Annotated in this window: 24 protein-coding genes, 1 pseudogene and 1 riboswitch; of the genes and pseudogenes, 9 read left to right on the forward strand and 16 right to left on the reverse strand. The window is 36.4% G+C overall.

What is annotated here, in order from left to right; translation table 11 throughout:
* The 3 genes from A194_RS17450 to A194_RS0105385 all read right to left on the reverse strand — a co-directional run.
* Nucleotides 1-390: ABC transporter ATP-binding protein (locus A194_RS17450; RefSeq protein ID WP_017185836.1), on the reverse strand; the 390-nt coding region annotated here is incomplete at its 3' end.
* An 11-nt stretch (nucleotides 391-401) separates the two neighbouring features.
* Complete coding sequence (locus tag A194_RS0105380) at nucleotides 402-1,442, reverse strand: FecCD family ABC transporter permease (RefSeq protein ID WP_017185837.1); 1,041 nt, start codon at nucleotides 1,440-1,442, stop codon at nucleotides 402-404.
* A gap of 28 nt (nucleotides 1,443-1,470) precedes the next feature.
* Nucleotides 1,471-2,424, reverse strand: coding sequence for an ABC transporter substrate-binding protein (locus A194_RS0105385; RefSeq protein ID WP_017185838.1), 954 nt, complete (start codon nucleotides 2,422-2,424; stop codon nucleotides 1,471-1,473).
* A gap of 128 nt (nucleotides 2,425-2,552) precedes the next feature.
* A riboswitch (cobalamin riboswitch) is annotated at nucleotides 2,553-2,734 on the reverse strand.
* Between the two features lie 220 nt (nucleotides 2,735-2,954).
* On the opposite strand from A194_RS0105385, the gene A194_RS0105390 reads away from it, so the two are divergent.
* The 4 genes from A194_RS0105390 (at nucleotide 2,955) to A194_RS0105405 (ending at nucleotide 7,707) form a co-directional block, all read left to right on the forward strand.
* Nucleotides 2,955-3,899: a BMP family lipoprotein gene (locus A194_RS0105390; protein ID WP_017185839.1), complete on the forward strand. Its 945-nt coding sequence runs from the start codon at nucleotides 2,955-2,957 to the stop codon at nucleotides 3,897-3,899.
* A 16-nt stretch (nucleotides 3,900-3,915) separates the two neighbouring features.
* Nucleotides 3,916-5,565 carry a methyl-accepting chemotaxis protein gene (locus tag A194_RS0105395; protein WP_017185840.1) on the forward strand — a complete coding sequence of 550 codons (1,650 nt, stop codon included), beginning with the start codon at nucleotides 3,916-3,918 and terminating at the stop codon, nucleotides 5,563-5,565.
* 101 nt (nucleotides 5,566-5,666) lie between these two features.
* The gene (locus tag A194_RS0105400; RefSeq protein ID WP_017185841.1) at nucleotides 5,667-6,911 is read left to right on the forward strand and encodes a helix-turn-helix domain-containing protein; all 1,245 of its coding nucleotides are present in this window, start codon (nucleotides 5,667-5,669) and stop codon (nucleotides 6,909-6,911) included.
* 22 nt (nucleotides 6,912-6,933) lie between these two features.
* Nucleotides 6,934-7,707, forward strand: coding sequence for an enoyl-CoA hydratase (locus A194_RS0105405; protein ID WP_017185842.1), 774 nt, complete (start codon nucleotides 6,934-6,936; stop codon nucleotides 7,705-7,707).
* A 148-nt stretch (nucleotides 7,708-7,855) separates the two neighbouring features.
* Here A194_RS0105405 and A194_RS0105410 read toward each other — a convergent pair whose 3' ends face one another.
* On the reverse strand, nucleotides 7,856-8,419 hold the full coding sequence (locus A194_RS0105410; RefSeq protein ID WP_017185843.1) for an NADPH-dependent FMN reductase: 564 nt from the start codon (nucleotides 8,417-8,419) through the stop codon (nucleotides 7,856-7,858).
* Between the two features lie 67 nt (nucleotides 8,420-8,486).
* On the reverse strand, nucleotides 8,487-9,014 hold the full coding sequence (locus A194_RS0105415) for a P-loop NTPase family protein (protein WP_017185844.1): 528 nt from the start codon (nucleotides 9,012-9,014) through the stop codon (nucleotides 8,487-8,489).
* Between the two features lie 385 nt (nucleotides 9,015-9,399).
* Here A194_RS0105415 and A194_RS21310 point away from each other — a divergent pair, with 385 nt between their 5' ends.
* Complete coding sequence (locus A194_RS21310) at nucleotides 9,400-9,876, forward strand: 3D domain-containing protein (RefSeq protein ID WP_017185845.1); 477 nt, start codon at nucleotides 9,400-9,402, stop codon at nucleotides 9,874-9,876.
* 43 nt (nucleotides 9,877-9,919) lie between these two features.
* On the opposite strand, the gene A194_RS0105425 is transcribed toward A194_RS21310, so the two are convergent.
* Both A194_RS0105425 and A194_RS0105430 read right to left on the reverse strand, forming a co-directional pair.
* Nucleotides 9,920-10,336 carry an organic hydroperoxide resistance protein gene (locus tag A194_RS0105425; RefSeq protein WP_017185846.1) on the reverse strand — a complete coding sequence of 139 codons (417 nt, stop codon included), beginning with the start codon at nucleotides 10,334-10,336 and terminating at the stop codon, nucleotides 9,920-9,922.
* A 300-nt stretch (nucleotides 10,337-10,636) separates the two neighbouring features.
* A complete protein-coding gene (locus tag A194_RS0105430) occupies nucleotides 10,637-10,834 on the reverse strand; it encodes a cold shock domain-containing protein (RefSeq protein WP_017185847.1) in 198 nt (65 codons plus the stop codon).
* 261 nt (nucleotides 10,835-11,095) lie between these two features.
* On the opposite strand from A194_RS0105430, the gene A194_RS0105435 reads away from it, so the two are divergent.
* Nucleotides 11,096-11,851, forward strand: a complete 756-nt coding sequence (locus A194_RS0105435; protein ID WP_017185848.1) for a SurA N-terminal domain-containing protein — start codon at nucleotides 11,096-11,098, stop codon at nucleotides 11,849-11,851.
* Between the two features lie 39 nt (nucleotides 11,852-11,890).
* Here the strand turns inward: A194_RS0105435 and A194_RS0105440 are convergent, their stop codons facing one another.
* The 4 genes from A194_RS0105440 to A194_RS0105455 form a co-directional block, all read right to left on the reverse strand.
* A complete protein-coding gene (locus tag A194_RS0105440) occupies nucleotides 11,891-12,574 on the reverse strand; it encodes a class I SAM-dependent methyltransferase (protein ID WP_017185849.1) in 684 nt (227 codons plus the stop codon).
* Nucleotides 12,575-12,585: 11 nt separating this feature from the next.
* A complete protein-coding gene (locus A194_RS0105445) occupies nucleotides 12,586-13,158 on the reverse strand; it encodes a DUF4269 domain-containing protein (RefSeq protein ID WP_017185850.1) in 573 nt (190 codons plus the stop codon).
* Between the two features lie 71 nt (nucleotides 13,159-13,229).
* Entirely contained in the window at nucleotides 13,230-14,276 is a 1,047-nt protein-coding gene (locus A194_RS0105450) for a hypothetical protein (protein ID WP_017185851.1), read from the reverse strand.
* Entirely contained in the window at nucleotides 14,263-14,775 is a 513-nt protein-coding gene (locus A194_RS0105455; protein WP_017185852.1) for an RNA polymerase sigma factor, read from the reverse strand. The genes A194_RS0105450 and A194_RS0105455 overlap by 14 nt, the downstream gene beginning before the upstream one ends.
* A 209-nt stretch (nucleotides 14,776-14,984) precedes the next feature.
* On the opposite strand from A194_RS0105455, the pseudogene hmpA reads away from it, so the two are divergent.
* Nucleotides 14,985-16,204, forward strand: a pseudogene (gene hmpA, locus A194_RS17460) (NO-inducible flavohemoprotein).
* Between the two features lie 171 nt (nucleotides 16,205-16,375).
* Here hmpA and arsC read toward each other — a convergent pair.
* The 4 genes from arsC to A194_RS0105480 form a co-directional block, all read right to left on the reverse strand.
* Nucleotides 16,376-16,804: an arsenate reductase (thioredoxin) gene (arsC, locus tag A194_RS0105465; protein ID WP_017185855.1), complete on the reverse strand. Its 429-nt coding sequence runs from the start codon at nucleotides 16,802-16,804 to the stop codon at nucleotides 16,376-16,378.
* A gap of 11 nt (nucleotides 16,805-16,815) precedes the next feature.
* Nucleotides 16,816-18,117, reverse strand: coding sequence for an arsenic transporter (locus A194_RS0105470; RefSeq protein ID WP_017185856.1), 1,302 nt, complete (start codon nucleotides 18,115-18,117; stop codon nucleotides 16,816-16,818).
* A gap of 19 nt (nucleotides 18,118-18,136) precedes the next feature.
* Complete coding sequence (locus A194_RS0105475; RefSeq protein WP_017185857.1) at nucleotides 18,137-18,478, reverse strand: ArsR/SmtB family transcription factor; 342 nt, start codon at nucleotides 18,476-18,478, stop codon at nucleotides 18,137-18,139.
* Between the two features lie 127 nt (nucleotides 18,479-18,605).
* The gene (locus A194_RS0105480; protein WP_017185858.1) at nucleotides 18,606-19,394 is read right to left on the reverse strand and encodes a hypothetical protein; all 789 of its coding nucleotides are present in this window, start codon (nucleotides 19,392-19,394) and stop codon (nucleotides 18,606-18,608) included.
* Between the two features lie 139 nt (nucleotides 19,395-19,533).
* Between A194_RS0105480 and A194_RS0105485 the strand changes: the two genes are divergently transcribed.
* Both A194_RS0105485 and A194_RS0105490 read left to right on the forward strand, forming a co-directional pair.
* Nucleotides 19,534-19,956, forward strand: a complete 423-nt coding sequence (locus tag A194_RS0105485) for a disulfide oxidoreductase (protein ID WP_017185859.1) — start codon at nucleotides 19,534-19,536, stop codon at nucleotides 19,954-19,956.
* Between the two features lies 1 nt (nucleotide 19,957).
* Nucleotides 19,958-20,374, forward strand: a complete 417-nt coding sequence (locus A194_RS0105490; RefSeq protein WP_017185860.1) for a thioredoxin family protein — start codon at nucleotides 19,958-19,960, stop codon at nucleotides 20,372-20,374.
* A gap of 17 nt (nucleotides 20,375-20,391) precedes the next feature.
* Here A194_RS0105490 and ytzI read toward each other — a convergent pair whose 3' ends face one another.
* Nucleotides 20,392-20,553, reverse strand: a complete 162-nt coding sequence (gene ytzI / locus A194_RS19705; RefSeq protein ID WP_017185861.1) for a YtzI protein — start codon at nucleotides 20,551-20,553, stop codon at nucleotides 20,392-20,394.
* Nucleotides 20,554-20,735 lie beyond the last annotated feature (182 nt).

The following is a 20,735-nucleotide window of genomic DNA, read 5'->3' on the forward strand; positions in this document are numbered from 1 at the left end:
AAAAGTATATAAACCAGTCATATTTAATACGTTATCAACACGCTTGTAGTCTTCTTTTCCTTCTCTTTGAAAAAAACTTAAATGCGGATAACGTCCCATTAATACCGCATCATAAACAGTCATTGGGTAAGGTGCTAAACCATCTTGTGTTAAGACAGACACTTTTTGCGCCAGCTTTTTAACCGACCACTTACCCGCTTCTTTCCCTAGAACTTTGACCGTTCCGCTCGTCGGCTCTTCTAAACCAGACAACAGTTTCATTAAAGTAGACTTTCCCGCACCATTGGGACCGATTAACCCAATGCAAGCACCTTCGTCTACTTTAAAAGAGACGTTATTTAACAACCACTTATTCTCTACTTGTTTAGAAACATTTTCAATTGTGATCATTTATAAGCCTCCTAAAAGTATTCTCGCTTCGTTCTTCTTAATAAATAAGCGAAAAATGGTGCCCCTAAAAAGGCCGTAATAATCCCTAACGGTAATTCACGTGGAGCCATTAACACACGCGCTAACGTATCAGCCCCAACTAGGAAAATAGCACCACCGAAAATCGATAAAGGCAAGATTAAACGATAGTCAGCTCCAACGATCAATCTAATGATATGTGGAACGACTAAACCAACAAAACCAATCGCACCGGATACAGAAACTGCAGCACCTGTCATAATGGAGGCTAATATTAATAAATAAAACCGAGTTCTTTCTACAGAAACCCCTGAATGGTGTGCTACTTCTTCACCTAGTCCTAGCATATTTAACTCTCTTGCATAGAACAAAGCAATTAAGGAACAAATTAAAATGATTGGTAAGACAATTTGATTGTAGCTCCAATCAGTTAATGTTAAGCTACCCATCATCCAAAATACAATGGTTTGTAGTTGTTCATTCGCTAAAGCCATTACTAGAGAAAGGCAAGCGCCAATAAACGCTTGAACGACAACACCTGCAAGTATAATCGTTTCCATCCTTACTTTTTGACCGATTCTTGCTAGAAAATACACGACCATAAGGGTTCCAAATCCAAACATAAAAGCAACAACAGGCAAAGTGAACTGACCTAACCAAACGACTTGGAAACCGAAGGCAAAGACTAGCGCTGCACCAAACGACGCTCCAGAAGATACACCTAATATAAATGGGTCAGCTAACGGGTTACGTAAAACCCCTTGATAAATAGCACCTGCTAGAGCAAGTGCAGCACCAACTATTGCTGCTAGAATTACTCTAGGCATTCGTATATCAAGTACAATGGTTTCTGTTGAATCACTCCAACTTGGTTCAATCCACTGATGTATATAAGGCAATTCAACAATCACGATTTGCCATACAGTTTGCCAGTTTATATTTGCTGCTCCGACTGTAATAGCAAGACTCATAACAACAAGTAAGGTGGTCAATAAAGCTGGTATAGCAATTGACAATATTAATCGGTTGTTCATTTGTTAACACCTAGTTTCAATTTACTACTTACTCCACATATTCTGGATATAAAATCGATGCTATTTCTTCTAACCCATCTACTAATCGAGGACCAGGACGTGACACAGTATCATTATGAATGTCATGAACTTCTTCACTTTCTACCGCTGTAATCGAATCCCAGCCTGATCGTTGTAAAACAGATTCAGCTACATCATCTGTATAATAACCATAAGTCGTGATTATAACATCAGGATTACGTTCAATGACGACTTCTTCACTTACTTGTGGCCATCCTTCCTGATCAGCGATAATATTCTCACCACCAGCAAGTGTGATTAGCTCATGTAAAAATGAACCTTCACCACCGGAGTAAAGTTCTGGACCAACTTCCATCCATACACTTTTACGTTCTTCTTCTGGTACTTCACTCACTGCTTGAGTAATTTCTTCTACTTGCATTTTCATATCATTAACTATTTGTCCTGCTTGTTCTGTTTGGCCCGTTGCTTGACCGACTAACTCTATATCTTCATATACTTCTTCAAGACTTTGTGAGCCTAATGTTACAACGTTAAGACCTGCATTTCTCATCGCTTCTAAGTCATCTGCATTATTTAAATCAGCAATGACGACATCAGGTTCCAATTCAACAATCTTCTCAATATTTAAATTCATGTCACCTACTGTTTCCTCTACTTCAAACACTTCCTCTGGATAATCAGCCCATTCAGAAACACCAACAACTTGCTCCCCTGCACCTACAGCATACACGATCTCTGTAGCACTAGGAATGACAGACACGATGCGATCAACTTCCCCTTCTATTGTAATCTCTTCATCTGCCTTATCAGTCAAGGTTACAGATTCAACCGAAGATTCTTCAGTAGGTTCATTCGTTCCTTCGTTTGTTACTCCTTCATCTTGGCATGCTGTTAACCCGACAGCAAGCACTACCATTAGCACTAAAAACAGTTTTGTCCATAAACTTTCTTTCTTCATATCCCTCTTCCTTTCTGAATTAAAAAGTACCCTCATCTCCTACACAGGCAGGAAATGAGGGTACACACCTCAGTTACTATATAAAATCAACAGACTGTATATAGCTTTTCCTTTAAACCCGAAGGAAATGAGCTAAAACCAAATAGGCAGGTCTCCTGGCTTAGGTTCATTGCTTCTAACCCCTTCCCGTCTAAGACAGTGGATCAGTTAGTCGCTTCCCCCTTACAGTGGCGGGACCGCGTCGGACTTGCACCGACTTCCCTTTTAAGTAAACAGTTGATCTGCTTACACCTATTTATTCTATGTATTTTATTATCAACTTCTATATTAAGCTTAATTTCCTACAACGTCAATATATCAATACTTCCCTTATACAAGTGGGTAATAATATTCACACTCTAGAACCATATACAAATCACACTCTTTTCTTAAAATTTGAACTTTTACACAATCCATAAAAAAACAATTTCTTAATCCGATAATATTTTAGTAATACTATTTTGACAAACATTTAAATATTGGAGGATCTTATGAAACTTAATAGGTTAATAACAGCATTGCTTATAATCATGACTTTAATCGGTTGCTCTTCTAAAACTGAAGAATTAGATGAAGAAACAATTAGTGCAGGTCTTTTAGTAACGGAAAGCGGTTTAGGTGACAACGCATTTAGTGATCTTGCGTTTCAAGGATTAACTCAGGCACGCGATGAACTTGATATTGTATTTGATTATCGCGAGCCTTTCGACGAACAATACGAACAACATTTAGAAGAATTAATTGGACAAAATCATGATGTAATAATTGGATTAAGTTTTTCAACTGCTCCAGCTATTGAAACCATGGCCGAAACTTACCCTGAACAACAGTTTGTCATCATTGATGATGTCATTGATTTACCTAATGTAACTTCCATCACATTTAAAGAAGATGAAGGAAGTTATTTAATAGGTTTAATTGCTGGCATGCGAACTGAATCAGATGTCGTTGGTTTTATCGGTGGTGTAGATACTGAAGTTATTCGCACATTTGAACGAGGTTTTGTAGAAGGTGTAGAAGAGGTTAATTCAGACGCTGAAATTTTAACCGAGTATGCTGGTACATTCGATGATGATCAACTCGGTGCTGACATAGCCAACAACATGATTGATGAGGGAGCGGATTACCTTTTCCCTTCTGCTGGCTTTACAGGAACTGGTGCTCTTCAAGAAGCTGAGAATGAAGGGGTCTATGCATTTGGAGTAGATACCGATCAATACACCATTGCAGAAGAGGCTATCGTTACATCAATGGTGAAAAATGTGAACACAGCCATTTACGAAGTTGTTGAAAGTTTACATAACGGAGAGGAATTAAATGGTGAACACTTAGAGCTTGGTCTTGATGAAGACGGTGTTGGCCTTGCACCTATTCGTGTTATAGAGTTATCAACACTAGAAGAAAGAACTCTTGAACAAGCCCAAAGTGATTCGTAATGGAAGGAGTGTACTAATGAATATAAAACGTAAATTATACATTATGACGTTAATCCCTTTACTTTTAAGTTTAGCTCTCGTCTCTTGGATCGTATTTGAAATGATTAATTTTCAAAGTTCATCTCAAGAAGACGTAGACGTTTTATTAGAAAGTAAAGAGTTTTATGCACAATTACAGGCTTCTGAACAGGCTTTATCTACCTACTTTTACAGCCCATCAGAAGCAACAAAACAAGATGCTTTATTTCAAATTGAGCAAACAGAACAAACAATTGATACGATTTCAAACTTAACTGAGACAGATGAACAGGCTCGTTGGCTCAAACAAGCTGAAACAAAATACGAAGATTGGCAAGAGCTGACGATTATGGCGATCGAACAAGAAAACATGAATGAAGTCCACCGTCAATCTTTAAGAACATCTGGGTTAGTTAACGATGCTTACATGTTAGAACGCGCTTCAACCCATTGGTACAATAATACCATTCAAGAACAAGAAACGATGATTAACAGTTTAGTAACGTTTATTGTAATTGCGAGCATTGTATTAATCGCATCATCACTAATATTATCAATACGGTTATCTAATAGGATTGCCAACCCATTACAACTATTATCAAAACAAGCTCAAGAGGCTGCTGATGGTAAACTCTCAATCACAGTTGACGTAAATGAAAAAGAAAAGGATGAAATAGGCCAATTAAAACGTTCTTTTAAAACAATGATGGACAACTTAAGTCAAACTGTTCATTCGATCCATAGTATAAATAACCGAGTAAATGATTTTAGCAACCAATTGTATGAAGAAATTAATAGCTTAACTGAAGGTTCTCAACAAGTTGCTAGCTCAACTGACGAATTGGCTCAAGGTAGTCAGTCTATATCTAATGATGTACAAGATGCCGTTACTTTAGTTGAGCAAATGCAACAAGACTTCATTTCCAATACAGAAGAAAGTAAACTCGCCAATGATGCTAGTAATCAAGCTCAACAAGCTGTAGAAAACGGAAATGACGCCATGAAAGACCAGCGTTCCATTATGGAAAGTAACCAAGAAGCCATTTCACAAGTTAAGAATTCAGTTGATCAATTTACAAACTACACAGAACAAATTGAATCTGCTGTCGAGTTAGTCAACGATATTGCAGAACAAACTAACCTGCTCGCACTTAACGCAGCTATTGAAGCAGCAAGGGCTGGTGAACACGGACAAGGGTTTGCTGTCGTTGCTGATGAAGTTAGAAAACTTGCCGACCAGTCGACATCAGCTACTGATGGAATTAAACAAATGGTAGAACAAATTAAGCAAGGTGTAAAAACGATTCATGACCAAACTGAACAAACAACAAACCTAAGCACTAAACAAACTGAAGCCGTTGCCATATCAGAAAACGCCTTCAATTCAATTACTGAACACGTCAATGAAATCTATGAACGCTTAAACAAACTAACTGATGGTATGAATAATTCACGTCAACAAAGTGAACAAATTACATCTACTATGGAAAGTATAAGCTCAGTTACTGAAGAGACAGCTGCAGGTACTGAAGAAATATCAGCTTCAGCAGCTGAACAACAGAGTGCTTTCCAAAAACTTAAAGCAGAATCTGAAAAGTTAGAAGAAATGATCAAAGAGTTAAACGAACAAACCTCACATTTTTATTAAATCGAAGAGCTAGGTGAATCAGAAGTCACCTAGCTCTTTTTTACATTTCTCCACAATTCTCTTACAATAAAATTAAAATAAGGAAAATCAGGTGAACTCATATGACAAACATTGGCGCATTCATCCAATACTACAGAACGAAAAGTGGTTTCACACAAAAAGAGCTTGCCAACGGCATTTGTTCTATTTCTTACTTAAGTAAAATCGAGAACGGGACAATTGAACCAAGCCACGATGTCATCATGTCCTTATGCGATAAGTTAAATGCTCCATACGAGGATTTAATATCAGTCGAAAATGAAGATTTAAATGATGACATTTATAACTTATATAAATTGATCGCCAAGAAAAACTTCAATGAAGCTAAATCGTCCTACTCACATTTAAAGAGTATGATTACACCATTTCATCAACTACAGACTTTACATTTCTTTCGATTAATCGAATTTTACTACTTAATAGAAACAAAACAAGAAGATGCCATGAACCAACCTATTGAACAAATACACAGCATGAAAGAAAGCTTCACTGGTGAAGCTCTTTACCTTTTCAACAAAATATTCGGTGTTTATTACATCCATTGTGCTTATCCGAACAAAGCCATTACTTACTTCAAAGACGCTGAGAAGGTTTTAGTTGAATATTCATTAAAAGATCCTGACTTGTATTATTTATTAGCTGCGACATATACAAGGATGGAAGAACCAGTCTTAAGTAACCATTATTGTCAAATCGCAAAGGAGCAATTCATTAGTGAATTCTTCTACCCTAAAATTACTGATTGTTACGTTTTATTTGGGATTAATTATATATTGTTAAAGGAATTCGAACTGTCAAAACAATATTTATTTCAAATATTAGACTCTAGACCAATGATGGATTCAGAATTAGTTACCGCTAACTTAAAACATAATATAGGGTTTATGTACTGTGAGATGCGTGAGTGGGAAAAGGCCATTCCTTACTTAGAAGATGCCATTCATTCCTTCAAATCTTATTATGAGAAACTACACTCCTATCATTTAATTGCAAAAGCTCATTATTACTTGCAGGAAATTGAACAGTCTGCATCGTATATTGAACAAGGTGAAGTTTTAAGTAAGAGGATTAATGATGTCAAACTTAAGTGTCAGCTCGAGATCTTAAAAGCACAAGTTAACGATGAAGTAGGTGAATCATCATTTGTTGAAAAAGCAGAAAATAAATGGATTCCTTATTTAACTGAAGTAGGTGAACGCCATACTTTAAAAGAGCTATATAGAATTTTGGCAGAATCACTCAAAGAGAAAGAACAATACAAACTATCTTCTTACTATTTTCAGGAATTAGCCAAACAATCAATATAACGCCAAAGTGAGGTTTTGTACAATGTCAGAAACAGTACTCTTAAACTATGAGAACGATGTTGCAACAGTAACGCTTAACCGTCCTGAGCAGCTCAATGCCATGAACGAAGAGCTTCTTGTAGACTTAAAAGAAAAGTTAGAGGAAGTTCAGCGAAGCGAAGCTAAAATACTAATCATCACAGGTAATGGAAAAGCCTTCTCTGCCGGTGGGGACATGAAAATGATGCTTCAAGCAAGTGGCCCTGATACTTTTAACGATGTTATGTCTAAGATTAAAGATATAGTCTTAACGTTATACCAAATGCCTAAAATAACAATATCCGCTCTTAATGGTGCTACAGCAGGGTTAGGATTAAGTATCGCTTTAGCATCTGATTATGTTATAGCTAAGTCTGACGCCAAAGTAGCTATGAACTTTATAGGAATTGGTTTAATCCCTGATGGTGGTGGCCATTTCTTCATGGAACAACGTGTTGGAACTGTAAAAGCTAAACAACTCATTTGGGAAGGTAAAACGTTATCAGCGAAAGAAGCTGAACAACTACAATTAATAGATTTATCAACTGATGAAGATCTTAATCAAGTTGTTAATGGGTATGTTCATAAATTAAAACATGCCCCAATATTAGCTATGATTGAGTCTAAAGGTATTCTAAACTCTCAGCAAATAAACAAGCTAAAAGCAATCTTAGAATCAGAAACAAACGGACAATTATCTATGCGCCAAACGGAAGACCACCAAGAAGGTGTACAAGCATTTCTAAATAAAAGACAACCACAGTTCGCTTGGAAATAAACATAAAATTAGAGGTTGGGACAGAACTAATTGTTAATACACAAAACCCGAACGAAATCATATTTTGACTTCGTTCGGGTTTGATTTTTAATTCCGCTTCATCACTTTCGTCCCAGTCTCTTCTTAATATCTATTAACTATGTAAGAGTTAATAATTTAAATGATCCTCTTCAATAATTAATTGACTCATTCTAATATAATGAGAAAAAACTCTCGCCAATTCATAAATCCTTCTCTTCACATCTTCATCTATTAACTCATTATCATGCGAAAAGTGAGAAGAATGTGTATAAACATAGTTCGGAGTTATTAAACTACGAAAATAATCTAATATTGGCTTTAACTGATTCTCAATGACAAGATGATGTTGGATCGTACCACCATTAGCTAATATAGAGACAGGTTTATACCTCATAGCTTTTGGCGAAACTAAATCAAATAAGTTTTTCAAAGCACCTGGAATAGACCCTTGAAAAATAGGAGTTGCAACTATATAGCCGTCTGCATTCTCAATACGATTAATGACTGACTGGGTTTCGTCTGAATATTGTTCCTTACTTCGGCCATCGGCAAATTCTAATTGATAGTCCTCTAAGCTTATATGTTCAATTTCTTTGATTGCTGAGAATTGTTTTAATTGGCTTTCAGCTTCTTTTAATAATACTTTCGTTTTTGAACCAACTACTGTTCCATTAATTAAAACAACTTTCACTTTCTTACCCCTCTCATTGATGAACGGATGATTATATATTCTAGCTTATTACACTTCAACATACGTGTCACACATATTGCATGCTTAAATTGGTTAAATAATCTTCTGCTTCTTTAGGAGATTCAAACTCAATGATGTTAACATGTGAACCCGCATGACGTAGCGCTTCTTCCAGAATTGGTTTTTGGTGTCTAGGGAAATCCCAAATGTACTTTAAGAAACTAATAGGTAATCGCTCTTGACAGCCTTCCCCCATATCAGGTCTTGTCTTACCCCTATATTGAAAACGTCTCTTAAACGCGCGAAATAAACAAACTCGTCTAGAATAATTCAAGTAGATCACCGTGTCAGCATGCTCCATTCTAATATTAATTGTTGAAGGGTAAAAACCATCAATGACCCATTGATTTCCCTTCACAATCTCTTTATTCAATTGCTTCCACTCTTCTTGATTAATTTGAACCCAATTAGGTTGCCAAAAGAGTGAATCCAAATGAATAACGGGCATGTCTAACACCTCACCTAAACGACGAGAAAGACTTGATTTCCCTGCACCGCTTGAACCTACAACTAAAATGCGGTTCAACCCATTCATCCTTTCTGACCCTTCCCCAGTCATTGCAAACGGCCTAGTTGCAAATACCTACTAATTTAACTATATTATAAAACATTTTTCAACATCTATACGTAATCAATTTGACTTATTTGTAAGTTATTAATATTTAGATTATTTACAAGTAGTGTCATATGATTGTTATCTGTTCGTATAGGCGCTGTGATTGACCTGTTAAACACAACTGTTATACTATCTCTCGGGCTTCAAAAACAAGGTAATAGTCCTATTGAAGTGAATTTTATCCATCTATGGAGGTATTTTTAATGAAAAGAACAATAGTACTAATGTTGGGAGCAGGCTTGTTAATAGCCTTCTATTAGTAGCTTTTGATTCTGATATAAAAGAAGCAAACACACATCAAGAAATGACAACTCATATATCTGAATTAGAGCAATATACAACGGGGTATGAAACAGCCTCAACTCAACTCGAGGCAAGAGAACCGATTACTATAATTGAACCTGAGCCTACTCAACAAGCTGAGAATGAGAACAACTCTAGTAATGAAGGTGAAGGCGATATACAACAAGTTAGTCAGCAAGAAGAAGCAATCGAAACAATGTATATGACAGCAACAGCATACACTGCTTACTGTGAAGGTTGCAGCGGAACGACTTATACCGGGATTGATTTAAGAGAAAACCCTGACCAAAAAGTAGTCGCTGTTGACCCTGATGTTATTCCGTTAGGCTCAACTGTTTGGGTAGAAGGTTATGGAACAGCAGTTGCTGCAGATATCGGGGGCGCTATTAAAGGAGATCGTATCGACTTATTTATCGCTGATGAAGCAGAAGCCAATAGATATGGGGTAAGACAAGTTAGAGTCGAAGTCATTGACTAGCAAAAAAGCCGATCTGAAAAAGATCGGCTTTTTTCTTACTTAATTATTTTACTTTCGCCTCTAATTCAACTTCAATGTTATTTCTCGTTGCTTTTGAGTAAGGGCAAACTTGGTGTGCTTCATCCATTAACGATTGAGCTTCGTCTTGAGACACACCATCAATTTCTGAGATCAACTTAACAGCGATTTTAAATCCACCGTCTGACTCATCTTTCATGAAACTAACTTCACCGTGTGTAGTAGAATCAATGTCTTTACCGTTATTTTTAGCTACTAGATTTAATGCACCATCATAACAAGTGGCATAACCAGCAGCAAAAAGCTCCTCTGGGTTTGTCCCTTTTTCATCCGTGTCTTCAGTTGGCATAACTACATTTAAATCAATTACACCATCTTCTGACTTAACGTGGCCACCACGACCACCTTTTGCTGTCGCTTTAGCTGTAAATAAGTGACTCATTAGCAACACTCCTTTATTATTTTCCTCTGTCTATTACATACCCGATTTTCTCTTATATCATGCACTTAAGTCAAACTTTTATGAAAAAGCTTCTTGTAATAGTCAGTGAAATCCGACATAGTTATTAACACGTTGAAGTCATGAATATTCATTCCGATCTTCATTCTAGGCGAAGCTTTCAATCCTTTTAATACGGAGTTGTATGTAGTGATTAATTTTAATGCTATAATTAGCAAAAAACGTTACAACATAAAAAAAGTGTGTAGCATAGCGCTACACACTTTGAATATTGTAGGTCAATTACTGAGCAACTACGTTAGCTGCTTGTGGACCACGGTCGCCTTCAACGATTTCAAATTCAACGCTTTGACCTTCTTCTAGCGTTTTGAAACCTTCAGCTTGAATTGCTGAGAAGTGTACGAATACGTCGTCACCGTCTTGGCGCTCGATAAATCCGAAACCTTTTTCTGAGTTAAACCATTTTACTGTACCTGTCATATGAAATGACCTCCTTAAAAAATAATCTTTGAAACAATTGAATCTTGTTACTTCAGACTTCTTTTAAGAGAGGCCAATCAGTAATCATCGATATCAATCATTCGTTCAATTAATACTTTACTCTCTTTTTGGGTAAAATGCAAGTGAAAAGACAAATATTACATTTATTTTTCATTTTGGACGTTTTCTTGTACTTACTAAAACCACTATGCTACAATGCATACTCGAAACATTTTATAAATAACAAAGGATGTGTTTTTAATGAAGAAACTGCTATTACTATTAGTATTAGCTATATTCTCAATCGTGATGGTCGCTTGTGGCGGTGATAACGGTGAAGAAGAGGGTGCACAAGAAGATGAAACACCTGATGTAGAGGACGAGCTACCTACTGATGAAGAAGACTTAGAAGATATGGAAGTTTCTGACGTAGATGAAGATGAAGTTGTTGCAACTGTAGATGGAGAAGAAATCACAGGTGCTGAATTACTTCAAGGCGAGCAAGCTGTAGGTCAACAATACGCACAGTTTGGAATGGATCCTCAACAAAACCCTGAAATGATCCGTGAAGCTGCACTTGAACAAGTGATCAACTCAAAAGTTGTTGAATTAGCAGCAGTTGAAGAAGGCTTTGAACCATCTGAGGAAGAACTTGATGAAGAAATTAACAACCAGATCTCTGGCATCCAAGAACAACAAGGTCTAGAATCTGAAGAAGATGTATATGAAGAAATTGAAATGACTGAAGAAGAAGTTCGTGATGAAATTTCAACAATGCTTCTAATTAACAATTATCTTGAAGCGAACTTAGAAGATCCTTCTGTTTCTGAAGAAGAAATTGAAGAAGCTTATGAAGAATATACAGCACAGGCTGAGGAAATGGAACAAGAAGTTGATGAGTTAGACGAAATGAGAGAAGTACTGGAACAACAAGTTATGCAACAAAAAGAATCTGAAGAAATGGAAGAAATGATTAACAACCTTCGTGATCAAAGCGATATTGAGGTTTTAATCTAAATAATAAAAAAGGTTGAGTACTCATATACTCAACCTTTTTTATTTCTTTAACATAAATAGCCACATAAACGATAAGCTTTGTTTTAACTCATGCGATAATTGATTAATATGATTGTTTTGAACACCTTGTTTATAAACTCCCTTTGTCTGCACAACTTCCACACCTTGCTCTTGAATCATTTTCTCAAACTCCCAAGGCATCATCGTGTTAAAAATAACTTCTTCACCATATAACCTTCTATAGCTATGATTTCTCGGTCCGGCTGTTGGACCTAAGATGCCAAAAACCATATAACCACCGGGTTTAATAACACGTGCAATCTCTTTAAACGCATCAGCTGGTACTTCTGTCCATTCTAATGAATTAATTGCCATCAAGCTATCAAAGGATTGGTCTTCAAATGGTAAATGTAACATGTCTGCTTGAAGGAATTTCAGTCGCTCCATATCTTCAGTTAATCTACTTTGACATAGCGAAATCATTTCATGTGATAAATCAACACCTGTGACATCATAACCTTTATCCCAAAGCTTATATGAGCCATAACCATCACCACATCCCAGGTCTAACACCGAATGACCTTTAGGAACTTGTTGTTCAAAGAAAGGAATAATCGTTCTACGGCTTCCACTGTCCCACATCTCACGACTGTTCGCGTGCCAAAATGATGCTTTTTCATCCCACATTACTCTTGCTTGATCATGCCATTTTGCCTCACTCATCAACTTACACCTCATTTAATAAAACGATTTTGCCTACCATACTCTAACAACCCAATATAAGGGTCACCATCAATTCCTAACACTTCACAAAACGCAGGCTCAGTCTTATACCCTTTTTCTTTTAACTTAATAATTTGGTTTTTTAAACTTTTATCTCGTTTTAAGATCTCAGCTTGGATGACCATATGTAAATAAGCATGCTGTTTATGTGTTGGTTGATCTTGACCAAAAAATTCAAACTCAAAGCCTCCAAAGTTAAAATTGGCTTTCACAACCGCTTCTGCTCTAATTAGTTTCCGCTCTAACGTAAAATCTGGTAAATGACCATATAAATTAAAGACTTCCTGTTCGAACTGATTTAAGTTGGTAATATATAGAATAATGTCCAAATCTGATTCCTCTAAGTCAATTTGTAAAGGAATAGTTCCACAGACAATTGGAGCATACTTAGAAAGATCAGTTAAAACACCCAACCTTTTAATAGCTGCTACAGCTTGCCGCTGCCTACAATTACCCGAGTTCATTGCAGCCAAAGAATCAAACAAACCATTCACACTTGATATGTTTTCTTTCGGTAAAAACAACCTAACGCCTCCTAAAACAAAAAAGCTTATTAGTAACATTTTACCAATAAGCTTTTAAGAATTCTATATCGTTATTGATTGATGGAGTTAATTAGCAATTCTAATCTTGGCCAAATTCCATCACCAGCTTCAGTCGGGTAACTGTACTCAATCATTAAAACATCGCTATCAATTTCTAAAATGAAATAGCCTTCTCCGATATCGATCGACTGATGATAACCATCGAACGTCGTTTCAAACTGTGACAGATCGCTTGGGGATTCGCTTATACTATGCTGCTCCTCCATCATTTGTTGAGTTTCATTTAGAATTTGATCTTCAATCACACTTATTGTAACCTCAACCCGTTTTTCATCATCATAATTATTATGATGTGTGACAGCATAATCATCCACTTCAACATGAGTTAAAAACTGATCCATTTGATATGTGATGTCATAAGGCTGAAAATCGTAAGTTGTTACTTCAGTGTCTTCTTCCATTCCCTCAATCAAAATAGTTGTTGGGTCGACCGATATTTCCTTCACAGATAACGACTCTTCAAGCTCTTCTGATTGCTCAAACTCTTCTAACACAACTGATGCTTCAGTATCACCTTTCTTTACTGAAAACAATAACTCTCCTTCTTTCGGGAGTAAGCTTTCTTTAATAGATAAATTAAGTGTAAAAGAATAGCTACCCTCCATTTCATGGGTCATATTGTAAACTTCATCTCCTGCATCCGCTATAATTTCTCCGTCAAGCATTACAGCATACTCGAAGCTTTCAACGCCTTCTGGTGGTACTCCTCGCACCCGATAATCACCGTTTTCACCCTCAACTTCAATGGTTTCAACTATTTCAGAAGCAGTAACTTCTGATTCCTCTTCTATGTTTGTTGCTTGCTCTAATTGGTCATTGTCGATAAACATCGTAAAGCTAATCACTGAAAATAGCGCAACAGCAGCAAATGTTCCACCTAATATGATCCACTTCTGCCTCTTATTGCGACCTCTTTTCTTTTGAGCATGTTTCATTAGATTAGAACGCATTTCCGCTTTCTTTTGTTGATCCATCTTTAAGTTATGAACCTGTTGTCTTAACCACTCAACCTCTTGTTCTTCATTAAACCGATCCATCTTCAATACCTCCTTTGCGTTGAAGTGCTTTTATCGCTCTATGATAAGTGACACTGACTTTACTTTCTGACCAACCTAGTACGGCAGCTACTTCCCGCACTGACATTTCTTCAATCCCTCTAAGCAATAGCACTTCTTGATAATTCGGCTTTAATTCAGAAATAAATTGGTAAAGTAATGAACTTGCTTCTTTTTGTTCGTATATCTCTTCTGGCGATTGATCGACTTTAGGATTTTGATATTCCTCATATTGCAGTAAGCGACGCCAATCTCGGACTTTGTTTTTCCTCGTATAGTCAACAGCTAAATTTCTAGCAATAGTCAACAGCCATGTTTTAGGACTGGCGTCTCCTTTAAAGGAGTGACTATGATCAATTGCTTTTATAAAAACATCTTGAACTAAATCTTCAACATCCGGACTACCTAACCGAAAGGCCAAAAACCGATACACATCATCAGCATATAAGTCGAACCATCGCGCAATTAAATCTTCATCCATGTGTGTACCTCTCTTTCTAACTGTTTAATTATTAGACGTATTAGCAATCATCTTCTTACAGATAAAATTCATATTCTCTTTAAATCATACAGCTATCGGATGATTTATAAAATGTTCATATTTTCACCCTAACTTTGTGACACAAATCACAAAGTTAGGGATGATTGTGCTTCATAATAGAAATTGAATAAAAAACGGGAGGTTATTATATGTTAACTAATTATCAAAAAGAAATTATTAAGTCTACAGCTCCTGTATTACGTGAACACGGTACAAAAATTACGTCTCGCTTTTACAATTTATTATTTGAAAACCATCCAGAACTTCTCAACATATTCAATCAAGCAAATCAGAAACAAGGAAAGCAACAACTAGCTTTAGCAAATTCAATCATCGCTGCTGCTGAACACATTGAACAGCTTGAAGAAATTATGCCTGTTGTCGAACAAATTGCGCATAAGCACCGAAGCATCGGTGTCACAGCAGATCAATATCCGATTGTTGGTGATAATTTATTACAAGCGATCGCCGATGTATTAGGGGAGAATGCAACGGAAGACATTTTAAATGCTTGGAGAGATGCTTACGGAGTGATCGCTAACATCTTTATAGAAGTAGAAGCTAATATGTATGAACAAGCAGAACAACAAGAAGGTGGATGGAAAGGTTATAAAGAATTTTACGTCGCTCAAAAAGTGAAAGAAAGTGATGTCATTACGTCATTTTATTTAAGGCCCGTCGACCAACAACCTTTACCACCTTTTAACCCTGGCCAATATATTAGCCTTAAAGTTTCAATTCCAGGTGAAACTTACACACATGTAAGACAATATAGTCTTTCTAACAAGGCTGGTGGAGAATGTTATCGAATTAGTATTAAACGTGAATCAGAATATGACCCTAACGGAATCGTTTCAAACTTCATGCATGAACAAGTAAATGAAGGTGACACCATACCGATCAGTGCCCCTGCAGGGATTTCACATTAGACTTAAATAACGCTAAACCTTTAGTACTAATTGGTGCAGGTGTTGGCTTAACACCGATGATCAGTATGCTACACACTGTTGTAAAAGAACAACCGAACCGCCCAGTTACTTTCATTCATGCAGTAAGAGATGAACATGTCCAAGCATTCAAAAATGAAGTCGAAAACTTAATGACGGATCACCACCATATTAATCAACTAACGGTATACTCAAATCCGATTGATGATCGACACTTGAAGCGTCACGAAACAGGTTACATTACTAAAGATTGGTTAGAACATAATATTCGTAATCTTAATAGTGAATTTTACTTCTGTGGACCAACGCCGTTTATGGAGAGTTTAGTTCAATCTTTAACTGAACTTGGTGTAACAAGTGATCAAGTTCACTATGAATTCTTTGGGCCAAAAGAACCTCTTAACGTTCCAGCACACGCATAAAATAAATAGGCTCCGCCGAATATTTAACTATACCTCAGTTAGTGGACTTAAATAAAAAATTCACTAGCTGGGGTTTGTCATGCGCTCTTTGTAGTATTAGTAACAATACATTAGTCAAATTAAGGCTTATTCCCGAACCATTGTCGGGATCACCTTTTAGCTGTGCACTCATTACTCCGACGAAGCTTTTGATGACTTAACATTTTCAATACGACGTTTAATTTCATCGCGAACTTCGCGGAACACTTGATTTACTTCATCTGCTGTACCTTCTGCCTTTGCAGGGTCTGTTAATCCCCAATGGGCAGTCTCTACTTCAGCAGGGATCACAGGACAGTTCTCTTTCGCATCACCACATAACGTAATGACTAAGCTAGATTGGTTCAATATACTTGGATCGATAACTGATGATTCTTGATTACGAATATCAATCCCGATCTCATCCATCATTTCTATCGCTTTAGGGTTGACCCCATGTGCTTCAATACCCGCACTGTAAACATCCCATTTGTCACCTAAAACCTCTTTACCTAACCCTTCTGCCATTTGACTACGGCATGAGTTTCCTGTACATAATAAATAAATAATTGGCTTATTCATTACAATCACTCCTATAAATTAACTAATATTAACGAGATGTATAAACCGAATAACGTGATTACTAAAACTGGTACTGTGAGAATGATTCCTACTTTAAAGTAATAACCCCAAGAAATATGAATGCCTTTCTTGTATAAGACGTGTAACCATAATAACGTTGCTAGTGAACCTATTGGTGTAATTTTCGGACCTAAATCACTACCAATTATATTCGCGTAAATTAAGGCTTCTTTAATTACACCTGACGTATTTGTCGCATCAACCGCTAAAGCATTAATCATAACTGTTGGCATATTATTCATAACCGACGATAAAATCGCTGCTAAAAAGCCCATCGCCATCGTTGCCGCTAACACACCTTGTTGTGCTGAGGCTTCTATTAATTGTGCTAACACATCAGTTAAACCAACATTACGCAGACCATAAACGACAACATACATACCAATTGAGAAGAAAACAATGGCCCATGGCGCACCTTTGACAACTTCCACAGTTGGCACAGCTGGACTCCGCTTCGCTAAAATTAAAAAGATTAAAGCTATGAAACCTGCTACAAATGAAACAGGTATCGTTTCTAAACCTTCTGTCAAAAAATACCCGACTAATAAGATAAGTAACATAACCCATGAGATCCGAAATAACTTATGATCTTTAATGGCATCTTTAGGCTCTTTTAAATTACTTAAATCATAGTCTTTAGGAATTGATTTTCTAAAGAAAAGATATAAAACAATAATACTAGCTACCATAGAAAATAGATTAGGCAGCATCATTCGTATCATATACTCAATGAACCCTATTTCGAAAAAGTCAGCCGAAACAATATTGACTAAATTACTAATAATTAATGGTAAAGACGTCGTATCCGCAATAAACCCACTTGCCATTATAAACGGTAAAATCATTGCTTCTTTAAAATTAAGTGCTCGAACCATCGATAAGACAATCGGTGTTAAGATTAGTGCCGCTCCATCATTAGCAAACAATGCAGCTACAGCCGCTCCTAAAAGCGTCACTAACACAAACATTTTCACACCGCTACCGCCAGCAAGTCGTGCCATATGTAACGCTGACCATTCGAAGAAACCAATTTCATCTAAAATAAGTGAAATAATAATGATCGCCACGAATGCAAATGTCGCATTCCACACGAGTTCTGTTACATCAACTACATCTTGTAACGTCACAACGCCAACAATTAAAGCAACTAAAGCACCAGCACAGGCCGACCACCCGATCCCTAACCCTTTAGGTTGCCATATAACGAAAGTTAATGTTGCAATAAATATAATGACAGCAATTGTTATATCCATGATGTACTCCTCTCACTAACTAATCACATAATAAGTTTTGTCTCTCTAACTCTTGCAATTTGTTTTCGATGCTAGGTAGTTCAATAAGTATCTTCTCAATAACGTAATAAACTTGATGCTCGTCATTAATTTTGTAATACACCCAATTACCTCTTCGCTTTTCTTGAACTAATTTAGCATCTTTTAACTTCCTTAAATGCTGACTTATAGCTGGTTGTGACATACCCAATAATTCAACTAGTTCACAAACACAAAACTCTCGCTCATACACGTACTGCATAATGGACATTCGGGTCTTTTCACCGAGTAACTTTAATACACTTGAAAGCTCTTCAGTCGTTACTTCTGTTTTTATTGTCACGTTCAACCACTCCTATATAAGTAAATGCTTATATTATAATATAGGTTTTACACCCCACATTTCAACCTGATTTACAAATTCTTAATAAAAAAAGAACTGCTGATTTACCATCAGCAGTTTTGCAAAATTAATTAAGTTCATTCCATGTAAATGAAATTGATCCTCCGATATTTTTTCCGTGAAAGATGATTGGCAGTTCGCCGTCTTGAGCAATCTCTAATTCATAAAGCCACTCTTCACCATCACCTATATACTCAACAGATCCTAGATCACTTGCAGAAGGGTGAATCTTTAACCCGTGTGGAAGTGTGTCATCTTCTAAATCCCATTCAACTCGAAACTCATAATGATGACCTGCTTCTACTGGAATCTCCACGACTTCTTCTCCATTAATTCGATCAAATGATGCATAATATTCACTATCATTTTGTTCAATGGTTAAGCCTTCCGTAATCGACGGGTTAGCTATTAAGATAACCAATAATACAACGATTGCTGGAAACCCAACGATAAAAGGTCGTTTCCTCGACTGTCTCGTATATCTTTCGATGAAGTAAAATAAAATAAACGCCACAACCGTAAATATACTACTATACAAAACTAAATATATGTACATTAAAAATGATGAAAAAATAAATGGCGAATAGGCTAGAAACCAAATAAACATACCTGAAACCATATAAAGTGATACGTACATTCTTCTTGAATCGTCTTCTAACTTTTTAGCCAACCATTCATTAACATAAGAACTAATCATTAAGTATAAAATGAATATAGCCCAGATTAATGGGTTTGATAACAATTCATAAGCCTCTGCTAAATGAAAACCAGAATATAATAAATACACGACGTATGCAATTAATAGCGTGACAAACGCTGTACCAATTCGACTACTAAAACTATGAAATTTGCCCATTCATGTGCCTCCAATCTTTTATAATCATACACTATTTTATTTAGTTAGAAAATGTTCAAACAAATTACTTACTTAAATTGAGCATTCATAATATAATTCTTATATAGTCTCAATGTTATAATGATAGGGGATTCGTAAAATGAATAAAAAAGGAGAAAATTTAGCGGTTTTTACTTGGGTCATTGCTTTAGTAGCAACACTAGGTTCATTATACTTTTCAGAAATTAAACAATTTGAACCCTGCTTGTTGTGTTGGTACCAACGGATTATTATGTACCCACTTGTATTAATCTATTTAATTGGGATTATTATTAAAGACCGTAAAGTGTTCATATATGGGGTTGCCTTTTCAATTATCGGCCTTTTAACGTCTTGGTATCATTATGCAATTCAAAAGGTGACATTATTACAAGACTCATCGCCATCATGTGGACAGGTTTCTTGTCTTGCTCAATACATTAATTGGGGAGGATTTATTACAATCCCTTTCCTTGCTGGGACAGCCTTTGCGTTAATTCTCATTATAAGCGTGTTTGGTTATAAATATTCAAAGGAGGACTAATATGAAGAAACTATTAATTTTCGGTGGTGTCATCGTTGTATTATTTATTGCATTAATTTTATTAGTGGATGCTTCTTCTGATGATGTAACAGATGATCCACTTTATGATAACGAAGTCACACCTAGTGAACTAGAAACGACATTAGAAGAGGAAGAGCAAGTGACGGTGTATTTCCATAGCCCTGAGTGCCAATACTGCTTAGAAACAACACCTGTCTTAGTACCACTTGCAGAGGACATGGATGTTGATTTAGTCCTTTACAATTTACTCGAGTATGAACAAGGTTGGCACAATTACGGGATTGATAGCACACCTACTGTAGTACATTTTGAAAACGGTGAAGAAGTTAACCGAATAGTTGGTGCTGCTCCAGAAGAAGAGTTTGAATCCTTTTTAAATCATTATGCTTTAGACTAATGCAAAAGCGAGGACAGTTATTTGTCCTCGCTTTTTTCTGTCTGTTCAAATTCTTCTGGTTCATCACTTGGTAAAGGGTCAACTTGATGGTTATAAGCATACCCTTTTGAAATCGCAAAGATTGTAAAAATGGTCACAATAACGACAATCACAATTGATATTATTAATACAGTTGTCATGATCAACTTTCTCCCTATGTCATCTTTACTTCTATTATAAATTTGTCTACTTTTTCTCGCAAGTACACCGTCTATTCATCTAGTGCTAATGCCGCAAACTGTTCGTAAACGACATCATCGATTGGTGGATTGTGCAGCCCTGCTCGGACATCACGATAGTATCGTTCAAAGTTAAAGGTTTT

Source organism: Alkalibacillus haloalkaliphilus C5 (assembly GCF_000269905.1).
GTDB lineage: Bacteria > Bacillota > Bacilli > Bacillales > Alkalibacillaceae > Alkalibacillus > Alkalibacillus haloalkaliphilus_A.

Bases quoted from the DNA above. Each gene is read 5' to 3' on its own strand.
- A194_RS0105380 (WP_017185837.1), bottom strand. From the start codon at position 1,442: ATGAACAACCGATTAATATTGTCAATTGCTATACCAGCTTTATTGACC.
- A194_RS0105385 (WP_017185838.1), bottom strand. From the start codon at position 2,424: ATGAAGAAAGAAAGTTTATGGACAAAACTGTTTTTAGTGCTAATGGTA.
- A194_RS0105390 (WP_017185839.1), top strand. From the start codon at position 2,955: ATGAAACTTAATAGGTTAATAACAGCATTGCTTATAATCATGACTTTA.
- A194_RS0105395 (WP_017185840.1), top strand. From the start codon at position 3,916: ATGAATATAAAACGTAAATTATACATTATGACGTTAATCCCTTTACTT.
- A194_RS0105400 (WP_017185841.1), top strand. From the start codon at position 5,667: ATGACAAACATTGGCGCATTCATCCAATACTACAGAACGAAAAGTGGT.
- A194_RS0105405 (WP_017185842.1), top strand. From the start codon at position 6,934: ATGTCAGAAACAGTACTCTTAAACTATGAGAACGATGTTGCAACAGTA.
- A194_RS0105415 (WP_017185844.1), bottom strand. From the start codon at position 9,014: ATGAATGGGTTGAACCGCATTTTAGTTGTAGGTTCAAGCGGTGCAGGG.
- A194_RS21310 (WP_017185845.1), top strand. From the start codon at position 9,400: ATGACAACTCATATATCTGAATTAGAGCAATATACAACGGGGTATGAA.
- A194_RS0105425 (WP_017185846.1), bottom strand. From the start codon at position 10,336: ATGAGTCACTTATTTACAGCTAAAGCGACAGCAAAAGGTGGTCGTGGT.
- A194_RS0105430 (WP_017185847.1), bottom strand. From the start codon at position 10,834: ATGACAGGTACAGTAAAATGGTTTAACTCAGAAAAAGGTTTCGGATTT.
- A194_RS0105435 (WP_017185848.1), top strand. From the start codon at position 11,096: ATGAAGAAACTGCTATTACTATTAGTATTAGCTATATTCTCAATCGTG.
- A194_RS0105440 (WP_017185849.1), bottom strand. From the start codon at position 12,574: ATGAGTGAGGCAAAATGGCATGATCAAGCAAGAGTAATGTGGGATGAA.
- A194_RS0105450 (WP_017185851.1), bottom strand. From the start codon at position 14,276: ATGGATCGGTTTAATGAAGAACAAGAGGTTGAGTGGTTAAGACAACAG.
- A194_RS0105455 (WP_017185852.1), bottom strand. From the start codon at position 14,775: ATGGATGAAGATTTAATTGCGCGATGGTTCGACTTATATGCTGATGAT.
- arsC (WP_017185855.1), bottom strand. From the start codon at position 16,804: ATGAATAAGCCAATTATTTATTTATTATGTACAGGAAACTCATGCCGT.
- A194_RS0105470 (WP_017185856.1), bottom strand. From the start codon at position 18,117: ATGGATATAACAATTGCTGTCATTATATTTATTGCAACATTAACTTTC.
- A194_RS0105480 (WP_017185858.1), bottom strand. From the start codon at position 19,394: ATGGGCAAATTTCATAGTTTTAGTAGTCGAATTGGTACAGCGTTTGTC.
- A194_RS0105485 (WP_017185859.1), top strand. From the start codon at position 19,534: ATGAATAAAAAAGGAGAAAATTTAGCGGTTTTTACTTGGGTCATTGCT.
- A194_RS0105490 (WP_017185860.1), top strand. From the start codon at position 19,958: ATGAAGAAACTATTAATTTTCGGTGGTGTCATCGTTGTATTATTTATT.
- ytzI (WP_017185861.1), bottom strand. From the start codon at position 20,553: ATGACAACTGTATTAATAATATCAATTGTGATTGTCGTTATTGTGACC.